The sequence below is a fragment of the Humibacillus xanthopallidus genome (assembly GCF_006717145.1).
Classification (GTDB): Bacteria; Actinomycetota; Actinomycetes; order Actinomycetales; family Dermatophilaceae; genus Humibacillus; species Humibacillus xanthopallidus.
Genome location: NZ_VFQF01000002.1, coordinates 13,099 through 27,303, shown reverse-complemented (window position 1 = coordinate 27,303; position 14,205 = coordinate 13,099). Strand labels below are relative to the sequence as shown.

Annotated in this window: 12 protein-coding genes; 6 read left to right on the top strand and 6 right to left on the bottom strand. The window is 69.6% G+C overall.

Features of this window, described 5'->3' with window-relative positions:
- Positions 1–51: 51 nt before the first annotated feature.
- The 6 genes from FHX52_RS11210 (at position 52) to FHX52_RS11185 (ending at position 7,878) form a co-directional block, all read left to right on the top strand.
- Positions 52–1,383: an ABC transporter substrate-binding protein gene (locus FHX52_RS11210; protein ID WP_141822195.1), complete on the top strand. Its 1,332-nt coding sequence runs from the start codon at positions 52–54 to the stop codon at positions 1,381–1,383.
- Positions 1,384–1,553: 170 nt separating this feature from the next.
- Positions 1,554–2,543, top strand: a complete 990-nt coding sequence (locus FHX52_RS11205) for a carbohydrate ABC transporter permease (RefSeq protein WP_425460107.1) — start codon at positions 1,554–1,556, stop codon at positions 2,541–2,543.
- Entirely contained in the window at positions 2,540–3,376 is an 837-nt protein-coding gene (locus FHX52_RS11200; RefSeq protein WP_141822194.1) for a carbohydrate ABC transporter permease, read from the top strand. The genes FHX52_RS11205 and FHX52_RS11200 overlap by 4 nt, the downstream gene beginning before the upstream one ends.
- Positions 3,373–4,947, top strand: a complete 1,575-nt coding sequence (locus FHX52_RS11195; protein ID WP_141822193.1) for a GH1 family beta-glucosidase — start codon at positions 3,373–3,375, stop codon at positions 4,945–4,947. The genes FHX52_RS11200 and FHX52_RS11195 overlap by 4 nt, the downstream gene beginning before the upstream one ends.
- Positions 4,944–5,972, top strand: a complete 1,029-nt coding sequence (locus FHX52_RS11190) for a LacI family DNA-binding transcriptional regulator (protein ID WP_141822192.1) — start codon at positions 4,944–4,946, stop codon at positions 5,970–5,972. The genes FHX52_RS11195 and FHX52_RS11190 overlap by 4 nt, the downstream gene beginning before the upstream one ends.
- Before the next feature lie 283 nt (positions 5,973–6,255).
- Positions 6,256–7,878, top strand: a complete 1,623-nt coding sequence (locus tag FHX52_RS11185) for a S53 family peptidase (RefSeq protein ID WP_141822191.1) — start codon at positions 6,256–6,258, stop codon at positions 7,876–7,878.
- An 82-nt stretch (positions 7,879–7,960) separates the two neighbouring features.
- Here the strand turns inward: FHX52_RS11185 and rplI are convergent, their stop codons facing one another.
- From rplI to FHX52_RS11155, 6 genes are all read right to left on the bottom strand, one after another.
- Positions 7,961–8,407, bottom strand: a complete 447-nt coding sequence (gene rplI, locus FHX52_RS11180; protein WP_141822190.1) for a 50S ribosomal protein L9 — start codon at positions 8,405–8,407, stop codon at positions 7,961–7,963.
- Positions 8,408–8,433: 26 nt separating this feature from the next.
- Positions 8,434–8,670 carry a 30S ribosomal protein S18 gene (gene rpsR / locus FHX52_RS11175; RefSeq protein ID WP_013494395.1) on the bottom strand — a complete coding sequence of 79 codons (237 nt, stop codon included), beginning with the start codon at positions 8,668–8,670 and terminating at the stop codon, positions 8,434–8,436.
- A 117-nt stretch (positions 8,671–8,787) separates the two neighbouring features.
- The gene (locus FHX52_RS11170) at positions 8,788–9,417 is read right to left on the bottom strand and encodes a single-stranded DNA-binding protein (protein ID WP_141822189.1); all 630 of its coding nucleotides are present in this window, start codon (positions 9,415–9,417) and stop codon (positions 8,788–8,790) included.
- A 93-nt stretch (positions 9,418–9,510) separates the two neighbouring features.
- Entirely contained in the window at positions 9,511–9,798 is a 288-nt protein-coding gene (rpsF, locus tag FHX52_RS11165; RefSeq protein ID WP_141822188.1) for a 30S ribosomal protein S6, read from the bottom strand.
- A gap of 234 nt (positions 9,799–10,032) precedes the next feature.
- Complete coding sequence (locus FHX52_RS11160; protein ID WP_141822187.1) at positions 10,033–11,415, bottom strand: glycosyltransferase 87 family protein; 1,383 nt, start codon at positions 11,413–11,415, stop codon at positions 10,033–10,035.
- On the bottom strand, positions 11,412–13,658 hold the full coding sequence (locus FHX52_RS11155) for a transglycosylase domain-containing protein (RefSeq protein WP_141822186.1): 2,247 nt from the start codon (positions 13,656–13,658) through the stop codon (positions 11,412–11,414). The genes FHX52_RS11160 and FHX52_RS11155 overlap by 4 nt, the downstream gene beginning before the upstream one ends.
- Positions 13,659–14,205 lie beyond the last annotated feature (547 nt).

Here is a 14,205-nt window from a genome sequence, read left to right as displayed (position 1 = left end):
CGGAGAGCGCTCCCACGACCCATCCTGGGAAGAGACCGAAGGAGCTCTCCAATGTCCCGTACCACCCGCTCCGGCGACCGTTTCGGTCGCCGCGCATCGGCGCGATCCGTCGCGCTCGCCACCATCGCCGTCGGGGCGCTCGCCCTGACGGCCTGCAGCTCCAGCTCGGGCGACACGTCCGGTTCGACCCAGGCCGGGGCCACGTCCGCCAGCGGACCGGTCACCCTGACCCTCGCGACCTTCAATCAGTTCGGCTACGAGGACCTCATCCCGGCCTTCGAGAAGGCCCACCCGAACATCAAGGTCACCCACAAGAAGGCGGCCACCTCCAACGAGGCCCGCGACAACTTCTTCACCCGCCTCTCGGCCGGCAGCGGCATGGCCGACGTCGAGGCCGTCGAGGTCGACTGGCTGCCGGAGATGCTCCAGTACTCCGACAAGTTCAACGACCTCAACTCGCCCGACGTCGCGGGCCGCTGGCTCGACTGGAAGGCCAAGGCTGCCACCGACGCCAACGGCGCGCTCATCGGCTACGGCACCGACTCGGGCCCTGAGGCGATCTGCTACCGCAGCGACCTCTTCAAGGCCGCCGGCCTGCCGAGCGACCGCGAGTCCGTCGCCAAGCTCTTCGGCAACACGTGGGACAGCTACTTCGCCGCCGGCAAGCAGTTCTCCGCCAAGTCGAAGGTCCCCTTCTTCGACAGCATCGGCGCCACCTACCAGGGCATGGTCAACCAGCTCGAGGCCGCCTACGAGAACCCCAAGGACGACTCGATCACGGCGACCGAGAACCCTGACGTCAAGAAGGTCTACGACGCCGTCATCAAGGCCGGCATCACCGACGGCCTCTCCGCCAAGCTCCAGCAGTGGGGTGACGACTGGACCGCGAGCTTCCAGAAGGACGGCTTCGCGACCATGCTCTGCCCCGGCTGGATGGTCGGAGTCATCGAGGGCAACGCCAAGGGCGTCAAGGGCTGGGACGTCGCCAACACCTTCCCCGGTGGCGGTGGCAACTGGGGCGGGTCCTACCTGACCGTCCCGAAGCAGAGCGCGCACCCCAAGGAGGCCCAGGAGCTCGCCGCCTGGCTGACCGCGCCGGAGCAGCAGATCGCCGCCTTCAAGAAGGTCGGGGCGTTCCCCAGCCAGAAGGCCGCGCTCGACAGCCCTGATCTGCTCTCCTTCAAGGTCGCCTCGTTCAACAACGCACCGACCGGCCAGATCTTCGCCGACCGTGCCAAGGCCGTCACCCTCTCCCCCTACAAGGGCACCCACTACTTCGCCATCAACGACGCCATGCAGCAGGCGCTGACCCGCGTCGAGCAGGGCAGCTCCCCGCAGGAGTCGTGGGACAAGTGGGTCAATGACGTGAAGGCTCTCGGCTGAGCCGAGCGCACCAGGCCTGGCGGGGTCCGACACGACCCGGGCTCCGCCAGGCCGGCCGTCAGACCGGCCACCAGAACAAGCCAGCGGTATGCCGCTGAGCGCCGACCAGCGGATGGCGCGGTGATCCCCCTCCAGGCACCGCGCCACCCGCCCGACGAGCGGATCCGACCGTGACCGTCCAGTCCCCCTCGCGCCCGAGGCCGCAGGACCCACCTCCCACCACCGTGGAGCGCACGCCGATGGCGCCGCGAGCCGCCTGGCGCCGGCGCCTCACCCGCGCCGACGAGAAGGCCTCGCCCTACGCGTACATCTCGCCCTTCTTCATCCTCTTCGGCGTCGTCGGGCTCTTCCCGCTGGGCTACACAGCCTGGGTCTCGCTGCACAAGTGGAGCCTCATCGGCGGGCAGGGCGCCTTCGTCGGGCTCAAGAACTACACCGACGTGCTCGGCCAGCCCTACTTCTGGAACGCCCTGAAGAACACGGTGAGCATCTTCCTGCTCTCGAGCGTTCCGCAGATCATCATCGCGCTGCTCATCGCCGCGGCCCTCGACAGCAACCTGCGCGCTCGCACCTTCTGGCGGATGGGTGTGCTCCTGCCCTACGTGCTCGCCCCCGTCGCCGTCGCGCTCATCTTCAGCGACCTCTTCGGTGACAAGTTCGGCCTCGTTAACCACCTGCTCGGCCTCGTCGGCATCGACCCGGTCCAGTGGCACAAGGAGGTCCTGCCGAGCCACGTCGCCATCGCCACGATGGTCAACTTCCGGTGGATCGGCTACAACGCGCTCATCTTCCTCGCCGCGATGCAGGCCGTGCCCCGCGACTACTACGAGGCCGCCCTCATCGACGGCGCCGGACGCGTGCGCACCTTCATCTCGATCACCATCCCGCAGCTGCGGGCGACGATCATCTTCGTCATCGTCACCTCGACGATCGGCGGCCTGCAGATCTTCGACGAGCCGCGCATGTACGACCAGTACGGCCTCGGCGGAGCAGACCGCCAGTGGCAGACGCTGACGCTCTACCTCTACCAGCTCGGCTGGACCCAGAAGAACTTCGGCCGCGCCGCAGCGGTCGCCTGGATGCTCTTCCTCATCATCGTCATCTTCGCCATCATCAACTTCCTGCTCACCCGCAGGATCGCCTCGAAGGGATCCCGATGAGAGCCAAGGTCATCCGCCGCACCCAGGCCAGCCCGGCGGCATACGTCTTCCTCATCGTCGTGCTGCTGGCCTCGGCGTTCCCGCTCTGGTGGTCGTTCGTCATCGGCAGCAAGGACGCGGCCGCCATCGTGCAGGACCCGTACTCCTTCGTCCCCGGCGGGCACTTCCTCCAGAACGCCGCGACGGTCGTGACGACCGTGCCCTTCTGGAAGGCGCTCGGCAACAGCATCTTCGTCAGCACGACGGTCTCGCTCCTCGTCGTCCTCTTCTCCGCGATGGCCGGCTTCGCCTTCGCCAAGCTGCGCTTCCGCGGCCGTAGCGGGCTGCTCGTCTTCGTCATCGCGACGATGGCCGTGCCGACGCAGCTCGGCATCGTGCCGCTCTTCATCGTCATGAGCAAGCTCGGCTGGATCGGCAGCCTCTGGGCCGTCATCATCCCGAGCGCCGTCAGCGCCTTCGGCGTCTTCTGGATGACGCAGTACCTCCAGGAGGCCCTGCCCGACGAGCTCATCGAGGCCTCGCGGGTCGACGGCGCGTCGACGCTGCGCACCTTCTGGTCGATCGCGCTGCCGGCCGTGCGTCCGGGCGCCGCGATGCTGGGCCTGTTCACCTTCATCGCGACGTGGACGAACTTCTTCTGGCCGTTCATCATCCTCGACCCGGGCAACCCGACGCTCCCCGTCGCGCTCCAGCAGCTGCAGGCGGCCTACTTCGTCGACTACTCGCTCGTGCTCAACGGCGTCGTCCTCATGGCGCTGCCGCTCATCGTCCTCTTCATCTTCGCCGGCAAGCAGCTCGTGTCCGGCATCATGCAAGGAGCAGTCAAGGGATGACCGCCCACCTGACCCACCCCGACGACGTGAGAGGAGCGACCGCGGTGACCTCCTCGCTCATCGTCGCGGGGTCGCGCCCCGTGCCCGCGAGCTTCGTGCTGGGAGCCGCCACCGCGGCCTACCAGATCGAGGGCGCCCGCCACGAGGACGGCCGCACCGACTCCATCTGGGACACCTTCTCGCACACCCCGGGCGCCGTCGTCGACGGCGACACCGGCGACGTCGCCTGCGACCACTACCACCGGTATGCCGCCGACGTGGCCCTCATGCGCTCGCTCGGCCTGCAGTCCTACCGCTTCTCGACGTCATGGGCGCGGGTGTGCCCCGACGGCGGGCCGGTCAACCCCGCGGGCCTCGACTTCTACGAGCGGCTCGTCGACTCGCTGCTCGACTCCGGCATCGCGCCCTGGCTGACGCTCTACCACTGGGACCTGCCGCAGGCGCTCGAGGACCGCGGCGGCTGGACCGAGCGGTCGACGACCGACCGCTTCGTCGACTACGCCCTCGCCGTGCACGACCGGCTCGGTGACCGGGTGCGCACGTGGACGACGCTCAACGAGCCGTTCTGTTCGGCCTTCCTCGGCTACACGGCCGGCATGCACGCGCCGGGCCGCACCTCGCCCGCCGACGGCCTCGCCGCCGCGCACCACCTCATGCTCGCCCACGGCAAGGCGGTGCAGGCGCTGCGTGACCGCGACCCGTCCCTCGAGCTCGGGCTGACGCTCAACTTCACCGTGGCCGACCCGCTCGACCCGAGTGACCCGCGCGACGTCGACGGCGCCCGCCGGGTCGACGCCCAGATGAACCGGATCTTCCTCGACCCGATCTTCCGCGGTGAGTACCCCGCCGACCTCCTCGAGGACGTCCGTCACCTGGGACTCGAGGACCACATCATGGACGGCGACCTCGCGGTCATCTCCACCCCGATCGACGTCCTCGGCGTCAACTACTACAACGGCGAGGCGATCGGGCACGAGGTCCCGGCCGCAGCGCTCGACGACAGCGTCAACGGCGGTCGCGAGACGCGCTCGCCCCTGCCCGCGGCCGACGACGCCCACCGCCACCCGCGCGGGCTGCCGCTCACCGGCATGGACTGGGAGATCCAGCCCGAGGGCCTGACCCGCCTGCTCGTCCGTCTCCACACGAAGTATGCCGGCCCCGCCGGGGTCGCCCTCCACGTGACCGAGAACGGCGCCGCCTTCGACGACGTGGCAGACGACCGCGGCTTCGTCCAGGACCGCGACCGGACGGCATACGTGCGCGCGCACCTCGGGGCGATCCTCGACGCGGTCGACCAGGGGGTGCCCGTGCGCGGCTACTTCTACTGGTCGCTGCTCGACAACTTCGAGTGGGCGTGGGGCTACGCGAAGCGGTTCGGTATCGTCCGTGTGGACTACGACACCCAGGTGCGCACTCCGAAGGCGAGCGCCCTGGACTACGCACGGATCATCGCGACCCGGCAGCTGCCCCCGCCCGACGGGGCGCTGACGGTCGACGAGATGCACGACGAGATGCACGACGCCAAGATCGACCACATGCACGACGACCCGTCAGGAGACACACGGACATGAGCGACGGGACGCCGGCCCCCGTCGTCCGACCGACTCTCGAGGAGGTCGCCCGGGTGGCCGGCGTGTCGCGCGCCACGGTGTCACGCGTCATCAACGGCTCTCCTCGGGTGAGCCCCGACGTGCTCGTCGTCGTCGAGAAGGCCATCGCGGAGCTCAACTACGTGCCGAACCGTGCGGCGCGGTCGCTCGCGGCCCGGTCCACGATGTCGATCGCCCTCGTCGTGCCGGAGAACGCGCACCGCTTCTTCGGCGACCCCTACTTCGCCGACGTCGTGCAGGGCATCAGCGAGCGGCTCGACGACAGCGACTACGTGCTCAACCTCCAGCTCACCCACCCGAGCACCCCGTCGGAGAAGACGCGGCGCTACCTGCTCGGCGGCAACGTCGACGGCGCGATCGTCGTGTCGCACCACTCCGGCGACCACTTCCTCGCCTCGCTCGGCCGGTCGCTGCCCGTCGTCTTCGGTGGTCGGCCGCTCGGCCAGATCGCCAACCCGGGCGACTACTACATCGACGTCGACAACCGGCTCGGGGCGCGCCACGGGGTCGAGCACCTCATCGCGCGGGGGCGCCAGCGGATCGCGACGATCACCGGGCCCGCCGACATGCCGGCCGCCGTCGACCGCGAGATGGGCTGGCGCGACGCGCTGGCGGCGGCTGGGCTGGGCGACCACCGGATCGCGCACGGCGACTTCACCGAGGCCGGCGGCATCCGCGCCGCGTTGGCGCTCGTCGACGAGTACCCCGATCTCGACGCCATCTTCGTCGCGAGCGATCTCATGGCGAGCGGCGTGCTGCTCGCCCTCGAGGAGCGCGGGCTGCGGGTGCCCGCCGACGTCGCCATCGTCGGCTTCGACAACAGCCCCTACGCGACGCGCGGACGGATCGGGCTCACGACCGTCGCCCAGCCCTCGCTCGAGATGGGCGTCGTCATGGCCGACACGCTGCTGCGGCTGCTCGCAGGTGAGCAGGTGGAGCACGTGACGATGATGGAGACGAGCCTCGTCGTCCGCGACTCGAGCTGACCCGGCCCGAGCGCGCGCCCGCACACCTCGGTGACAGGTGCACACGGCATACGGCGGGCCGGCTGCTCTCACGTGTGTGGCTGGCCTCAACGCGTGCGCCCAATCTCTACGGGGCCGACGATTCGGACCGTTCGGTGGGTCGCCGCCCCCGATCGGTGCGACAGTGAAGAGTCGCCGGATCGAAGCAGGTCCAACCAACAGGTCGCATCCCATGGATCGAGGCCCGGCGGCACGTGTTCGGCTGCCGGGGCCCGCCATGGCCAGAATCCAAGGCGGTGAGGGCATGGCTGCCCGCAAGATCTTCTCCGACAGTGTCGTTCCACTACCCGAGTCAGACGGGCCCGCGCCCAACGGTGCGATCGTCCAGTCGGCCACCCAGCGCGAGCTCGACGACACCCTCGACGTGCTCTTCACACTCTCACTCGACCCCGAGGCGACGGCGAAGCTCGAGGCCAGGGTGGCGGCCGGCGAGGTTGCCACTCCCGAGGAGATCGCGGCGGCGACCGCACCGGACGCCGCCCGCACGAAGCTCACGGAATGGCTTGCGTCCCATGGCTTCTCGGTAGGCAAGTCCTCCGCGGACGGAAGCTCGGTCTATGCCTCCTCGACGGTCTCCAACATCGCCGAGCAGCTGCAGGTCGACATGGCCAAGGTGACCAAGGACGGGGTGACCTACTCGGCAGCCCGCACCGCGCCCAGCCTGCCGGCCGACGTCGGCGAGGGGGTGCGCGCCATCCTCGGCCTGCAGCCCTACCGCCAGCTCAACAAGCACTTCCGCAGGTATGTCGGACCCACCGACGTCACCGGGTCACGGGCTCTCGCACCGGCTGCCGCTGCCGCAGCCGCGACGGGGACGCCGCCCTATCTCGTCGACGACCTGCGGGCGGCCTACGGCGCTCAGGGACTGTCGGTCACGGGGAACGGGCAGGTGATCGCGATCCTCATCGACACCGTGCCCGCCGCCAAGGACCTCAAGGCGTTCTGGGCGCGCAACGGCTTCACCGGCACCTCCGCCAGCACCAAGCGGGTGACGAAGATCAACGTCGGCGGCACCACCCTGCCTCCGGCCGAGGGTGAGGAGACGCTCGACGTCGAGTGGTCGAGCGGCATCGCGCCGGGGGCGAAGATCCGGGTGTATGCCTCGGGCTCGCTGCGCTTCGTCGACCTCGACCAGGCGCTCGACCGGATCATCTCCGACCTGCCGCGCTATCCCGGGATGCGCCAGCTCTCGATCAGCCTCGGGCTCGGCGAGACCTTCCTCGGTGGGCCCGGAGGCGAGGTCGCGGCCCAGCACCAGAAGTTCCTCAAGCTGGCGGCGGCCGGCGTCAACGTCTTCGTGTCGAGCGGCGACGCCGGGTCGAACCCCGACGGCTCGGGCCACGGGTCGAGCGGCCCCCTCCAGGTCGAGTACGAAGCCTCCGACCCCGTCGTCATCGGCGTCGGCGGCACGACGCTCGACCTCAGCCCCGCCGATGCCGTGACGAGCGAGACCGCCTGGACCGGCAGCGGCGGCGGGGTGAGCGTGCTCTTCCCCCGACCGGCGTGGCAGACCGGGCCGGGCGTGCCCGCGGGCGACAAGCGGCTCGTCCCCGACGTCAGCGCGGCAGCCGACCCCAACACCGGCGCCCTCGTGATCCTGCACGGCCGCGACGCCCAGATCGGTGGCACGAGCTGGAGCGCGCCGGTCTGGGCCGGCATCTGCGCCCTGCTCAACGAGGCGAGGGTGAGCGCGGGGAAGCCGGCGCACGGCTACCTCGCACCACTGCTCTACCCCCTCGCCGGGTCGAGCTGCTTCCGCGACATCACCTCAGGCAGCAACGGCGCCTACCAGGCATCGGCCGGCTATGACCGGGTCACCGGCCTCGGGTCGCCGCACGTGGGCAACCTCATCGCCCAGCTCACCTGAGAGCGCGGGACGACGAAGGGCCAGGATCCGCTCATGCGGATCCCGGCCCCTGTCGCTGTGCTCAGGCGTGCTCGAGCGGTGCTCAGGCGGAGACGACCTCGAAGGTGAGGGTCGCCGCGACCTCGGGGTGCAGGCGGACGGTCGCCTCGTAGGAGCCGAGCGTCTTGATGGCCTGCTTCACCTCGATCTTGCGCTTGTCGAGCTCCGGGCCACCAGCAGCCTTGACGGCAGCGGCGATGTCGCCGTTGCTCACGGCGCCGAAGAGACGACCGGACTGGCCGGCCTTGGCCGGGACCTTGACCGACGTGGCCTCGAGCTGGCCCTTGACACCCTTGGCGGTGTCGAGGTCCTTGATCTCGCGGACCTCGCGGCCCTTGGTCAGGGCGTCGACCTGCTTCTGACCACCCTTGGTCCACGGGGTCGCGAGACCGCGCGGCATGAGGAAGTTACGGCCGTAGCCGTCCTTGACCTCGACGACGTCACCGGCAGCACCGAGGCCGGAGACCTCGTGCGTGAGAATGAGCTTCATGGTTCGTTTCCTCTCTCGAAAACGGCTCAGCGAGCCGAGCTCGAGTAGGGCAGCAGGGCCATCTCACGGGCGTTCTTGACGGCCGTGGCGATGAGACGCTGCTCCTGGACGGACACACCGGTCACCCGACGCGCGCGGATCTTGCCGCGGTCGGAGATGAACTTGCGCAGCAGCGCGGTGTCCTTGTAGTCGATGTTCTCGACCTTCGCCGCCTTCAGCGGGTTGGCCTTCTTCTTGGGCTTGCGCACAACGGGCTTTGCCATCGTGGTGCTCTCCTTCGTGATGAGAGCCCGGGGTCAGACGCCCCGGGATGGGTCATTGATGTCTTGTCGTATGCCGTCCGGCGGACCGGGCAGCGGAGGCCGACCCTCGCGGGTCGGTCAGAAGGGAGGCTCGTCGTAGCTGGGAGCCGCGCCCCAGCCACCACCCTGACCACCCTGCGGAGCGTTGGGCGCAGCGGCGGGCTGTCCCCAGCCGCCGCCCTGACCACCCTGACCACCGGCACCCTGGCCGGCAGGCGCGGAGCCACCGGTTGCCCAGGGGTCCTCGGCCTGGCCGCCCTGGCCGCCACCGGCCGGGGCACCCCAGCCGCCGCCCTGGTTGCCCTGACCACCCTGGCCGCCGAAGCCGCCACCACCGCCACCGCGCTGGGTCTTGTTGACCTTGGCGGTCGCGCTGCGCAGGGACGGGCCGATCTCGTCGACGTCCATCTCCACGACGGTGCGCTTCTCGCCCTCCTTGGTCTCGTAGGACCGGGACTTGAGGCGACCGGAGACGATGACACGCGTGCCCCGCTGGAGCGACTCGGCGACGTTCTCTGCCGCGTCACGCCACACCGAGCAGCGCATGAACAGCGTCTCGCCGTCCTTCCACTCGTTGCTCTGACGGTCGAACTGCCGCGGCGTGGAGGCCACGGTGAAGTTCGCGACCGCAGCCCCGGACGGCGTGAAGCGCAGCTCGGGGTCGGCGGTCAGGTTGCCGATGATCGTGATGACGGTGTCGCCTGCCATGGACCAGTCCTTCGTTGGGTGATCTAACGGATGGAAGGGGCGGATCGTTGGGTGACCTGGCGCCTGTCACGGCGCCGGGCGGGGAGGCTCAGCTCAGGCGCCGGGACGGAGCAGCTTCGTCCGCATGATCGACTCGTTGAGGTTCAACTGTCGGTCGAGCTCCTGGGCCGTGGCCGGCTCCGCGGTGAAGTTGACGACGGTGTAGATGCCCTCGGACTTCTTCTTGATGTCGTAGGCGAGGCGGCGACGGCCCCAGATGTCGACGTTGTCGACGGTGCCGCCGTCCTTCGTGATGACAGCGAGGAAACGATCCATCGTGGTGCCGACGGTGCGCTCTTCGGTCTCCGGGTCGAGGATGACCATGAGTTCGTACTGACGCATGCTTCTAACCCACCTCCTTCGGTCTTGGCGGTCACGGGTCTCTCCCGTGACAGGAGGGTTGCATTCGTCCCACCGCGGCCCAGCATCACAGACCGCACCGACACGAGGTCAGCTCGATCCACAGCCAGGCACACGGTGAACCCGGCAAGACTACCGGGCCACCCGGCATACCCCGAAATCCGGGCGGTGCGCGCCCACCTCGCGCCCACCTCGCGCACGGCGAGGCCCTGCGCCTCAGCTGAAGCGGACGAGGACGCGGTCCTCGGCCCCGGCCAGCGGGCCGGCGAGGTCGTCGGCCTCGGGCACGCCCAGGGCGTCCTCACCGTCGTCCCCGTCCTCGCGCTCGGGCGCCGGCGGGCTCCAGCGCTCCCGCGCGCGCAGCCAGACGACGGCGGCGAGCCACAGCACGGCGACGACGCGGAGCATGGAGAAAAAGGAGTACCAGGCCGGCGGCATCCCGCGGTCGGGCACGGTCGTCGCGGCGATCGTCAGCCAGACCGCGACGAAGTTGAGCGCCTCGGCCCCGGCCCAGATGAGGTGGTCGCGCCACTGCACGGCGCACCACGCGATGAGCGGCACGAGCCAGAGCGAGCTCTGCACCGTGAAGGACTTGCCGGTGACGAGCACGATGGCGACCATGACCAGCGAGACCTCAGCGACCGTCGGGCGTCGCGCGGACGACAGCGCCAGCACCGCCCCGGCGAGGAGGGCGACGAGCCAGCCCACCACGGCGAGCGCCGTGACGACGCCGGCCGGCAGGGCGTGCCCGGCGAGCTGGGGCAGCAGCCACGGCGAGCCGTAGCCGGCACCGGCCGACGCCCAGCCGGTGTAGGCGCTCGCGGCGGCCTCGGGGTTGAGCAGCCAGATCGCCGACAGGACCACACCGAAGGAGAGGGCGGCATACGCGGCGGTGCGGGCGAACTCGCGCAGCCGGCCCGAGCGCAGGCACAGCAGCCCGATCGCCAGCAGGAGCAGGACGGGGTAGGAGCGCGCGGCCATCGCGAGGCCGAGGAGCACGCCGGCGAGGGTCGGGCTGCGCCTCGACCAGGCCCAGAGGCCGGCGGTGGCGAGCGCGACACCGAGCAGGTCGGCCGAGATGAACGCCGTCAGTGCCACGACGGGCGACAGGGCGACGTGCGCCGCGAGGATCGGCGGCCGCGCGCTCGACGCGACGAGCCACACGATGACGAGCAGCAGCAGCGTGATCAGCACGGACCACAGCGCGAAGAACCATGCCGCGCGCGAGTTGAGCGAGCCGTCGGGCACGAGGCTCGCGACCGCGGTCAGCGCGAGCCCGGTCAGTGGGGGCTGCCCGGTCGCCGGGGCGTCCGGCCCACCCTGCAGGTATGCCGCGAGGCCGGCTTTGACGTTCGCGTCACGGTAGGCGGTGGGCAGGTCGGCGTAGCAGGCGTTCCAGAACTGGTCGACCCCGGAGAACCCTGTGCGCAGGCACGGGATGCGCAGGAGGATGCCGAAGCCGGCCGTGACGGCCGTGAGGGCCGACAGCAGTGCGGCAGTGAGCAACCAGGGGAGCTCACGCGACACGGCATACCGGCCGCGGGGGCCTCCGATGACCTCGGAGGCCGCCCGCGCGACCGGGTCGGCCGCCGGCGTCACGGCCCGTTGCCGGGCTTCGTCACGGTGGGCAGCGGGAGGGCGACGGTCGCCGTCGGACTCGATGTCGCCGTGGGGGTCGGCTTGCCCGTGCCGTTCGTCTTCGTCGGCTTCGACGTCGCCGTCGTGGGGGGCGGCGCCTGGGTCGTCGTCGACGGCGGCACGGTGACCGTCGCGGTCGGCGTCTGAGTCTGCGTCGGGGTCTGGGTCACCGTCGCGGTCGGCGTCGGGATCTTGTCGTCGCCCACGCCCGCGCGCGGCGGGAAGTTCTGGATCTCGACGCCGGAGAGCGCGACCTTCATGAAGTCGTAGAAGACGTCGGCCGGGATCGTGCCTCCCGTGAGGTTGGTGTCCTCGTTGCTCGTCAGCGTCTGCGGGTTGCCCTTGTCGTCGGGCTTGTACATGCCGATCGAGACGGCGAGCTGGGGCACGAACCCGGAGAACCAGATCGACTTGGCCTCGGACGAGGTGCCCGTCTTGCCGGCGATCGGACGGCCGAGCTGCTGGAGCTTCGTCGCCGTGCCGCCGGTCTTGACGGTGTAGGTCATCGCGTCGGTGACGTCGGCGGTCACGTCCTTGTCGAAGGCCCGCTGGGTCTGCGGCTTGACCTCGTAGCTGAAGTCGCCCTCGGTGGAGGTCACCTTCGTGACGAAGTAGGGCTTGCTCCGCACGCCCTGCGCCGCGATCGTCGAGTAGGCCGAGGCCATGTCGATGACGTGCGGCGAGGCGGTGCCGAGGACGTTGGTCAGGGTGTCGTCCATGCCCGGTGTCTTGGCCGGGATGCCGGCGTCGACGGCGGCCTGGCGCGTCTTGGCCGGCGTCACCTCCTTGTTGAGGTTGACGAAGGCCGTGTTGATGGAGCGCCCGATCATGCGGCGCATGTCGACCATGCCGTAGGAGCGGCCACCGAAATTCGTGATCGTCGTGCCGTCGATCTTCTGCGGCTGGTCGCCGTCGAACTTCGTCTTCGTCGAGATGCCGTCGCGCACCGCGGCGAGCACGGCGAAGGGCTTGAAGTTCGAGGCGCCCTGCATGATCGCCGTCGTCGCCGAGTTGAACTGGTTCTTGGAGTAGTCGGCCCCGGCATACATCGCGACCACGGCGCCGTCACCCGGGCGCACGGCGACGAGACCGCCCTGCACCTTCTTGGGCAGGTTCTCCTTCATGGCCGCGATCGCGGCGTTCTGCGCCTTCTTGTCGATCGTCGTGACAATGCGCAGGCCACCCTTGTCGATGTCCTGCTCGGAGAGGCCCGTCGAGAGCAGCTCCTTCTTCACCTGGGCGGTGATGAAGCCGTTCGGACCGGCCGAGAACTTGTTGCCCTTGTAGTCGAGGATCTTGGGCAGCTCGGTGTACTTCGCGCGGTCGGCGGCCGAGAGCCAGCCCTCCTCGACCATGCCGTCGAGGACGTACGCGTAGCGCTTCTCGAGGTTCGCCCGGGCCTTGTCGCCGTTCGCCGGGTCGTAGAGCGACGGGGCGTTGATGACCGACGCGAGCACCGCCCCCTCGGCGACGGTCAGCTTGCTGACGTCCTTGCCGAAGTAGGCCTTGGACGCGCTCTGGATGCCGTAGGCACCGCGGCCGTAGTAGATCGTGTTGAGGTACTTCTCGAGGATCTCGGACTTGCTGAGCTGACCGTCGATCTTGACGGCGATGAGGATCTCGCGGGCCTTGCGCGTCAGGGTGCGGTCCTGCGTGAGGAAGTAGTTCTTGACGTACTGCTGGGTGATCGTCGAGCCGCCGACCTGCGTCTCGCCGGTGACGCTCGTCTTCACGGCGCGCAGGATGCCGCCGACCGAGATGCCGTTGTTCTGGTAGAACGTGCGGTCCTCGGCAGCGATGTGGGCGTCCTGGACGAACTTCGGCACCTTGGACAGCGGCACCGACTCGCGGTTGCCATCCTGGACGGCGATGCGGTCGAGCTCGGTCTTGCCGTCGGCGTAGTAGACGATCGAGACCTGCTTGTCGGCGAGCTCGTTCGGCTGCGGGATCGACGTCTTGTTGTAGGCGACGAAGACGGCCACGATGCCGATGACGAAGAGAGCGAGGCCGACGATCGAGCCCCACTTGAGGGTGCCGAGCACCCACTTCTTCCACCCGGTGCGTCCGCCGCCGTTGCCGCGGCCGCTGCCGTCCGCGAAGCCGGTGCCGCCAGGTCCGTCAGGTCCCCCGGTCCCGCCGCCCGACGTGCGGCCCTTGGACCCCGCCAGCTGGGCGGCACGGATCTCGTGCCTGCTCTGACTCACTGCACCCACTCCAATACGACGACGTTCTACGACGTTCAACGATGCGGCCCGGGAGTCCCCGAGCCGCCACTCAGTATGACCTGACGCGCGTCCCAGCGGCCAAATGAGACGCGCCTGCTCACAGGCCCTGCACAGACACTGCGCCCTTCCTGCACGCCCCCCGCACAGCAGCCGCGTTCGACCGCTGCGTCACCACTGGGCGTTGCCCGATCACGCACGACGGGCGGCTCCCTACGGGACGACGCGGACGGCATACCCCCACTCAGCGTTTCGGGCGGACGAGAGGTTCCGGACGGGCGCGGCACGCTCCTGGCTGACACGATCCTGACGAAGGGCTGACGGCCTCCTCCCAAGCATCTGACAGGCGGATGACGAAGGGCTGTCGGCGATCTGACCCCCGCCTGACGTCACCGTGACAGTCCCCCTCAAAGCCGCTCCGGCCCCTGCCGAGCAGCGGTGACATTGCCGGTAGCGACCGCCGGGGCGGCGGTCGCAGGGCACAGAGGGTGATGCACATGCGTGGACACGAGCCGACGCCGGGGACCGA

What these genes read in the sequence shown, in the direction of transcription:
- FHX52_RS11210 (WP_141822195.1), top strand. Translation starts at nt 52, where the DNA reads ATGTCCCGTACCACCCGCTCCGGCGACCGTTTCGGTCGCCGCGCATCG.
- FHX52_RS11200 (WP_141822194.1), top strand. Translation starts at nt 2,540, where the DNA reads ATGAGAGCCAAGGTCATCCGCCGCACCCAGGCCAGCCCGGCGGCATAC.
- FHX52_RS11195 (WP_141822193.1), top strand. Translation starts at nt 3,373, where the DNA reads ATGACCGCCCACCTGACCCACCCCGACGACGTGAGAGGAGCGACCGCG.
- FHX52_RS11190 (WP_141822192.1), top strand. Translation starts at nt 4,944, where the DNA reads ATGAGCGACGGGACGCCGGCCCCCGTCGTCCGACCGACTCTCGAGGAG.
- FHX52_RS11185 (WP_141822191.1), top strand. Translation starts at nt 6,256, where the DNA reads ATGGCTGCCCGCAAGATCTTCTCCGACAGTGTCGTTCCACTACCCGAG.
- rplI (WP_141822190.1), bottom strand. Translation starts at nt 8,407, where the DNA reads ATGAAGCTCATTCTCACGCACGAGGTCTCCGGCCTCGGTGCTGCCGGT.
- rpsR (WP_013494395.1), bottom strand. Translation starts at nt 8,670, where the DNA reads ATGGCAAAGCCCGTTGTGCGCAAGCCCAAGAAGAAGGCCAACCCGCTG.
- FHX52_RS11170 (WP_141822189.1), bottom strand. Translation starts at nt 9,417, where the DNA reads ATGGCAGGCGACACCGTCATCACGATCATCGGCAACCTGACCGCCGAC.
- rpsF (WP_141822188.1), bottom strand. Translation starts at nt 9,798, where the DNA reads ATGCGTCAGTACGAACTCATGGTCATCCTCGACCCGGAGACCGAAGAG.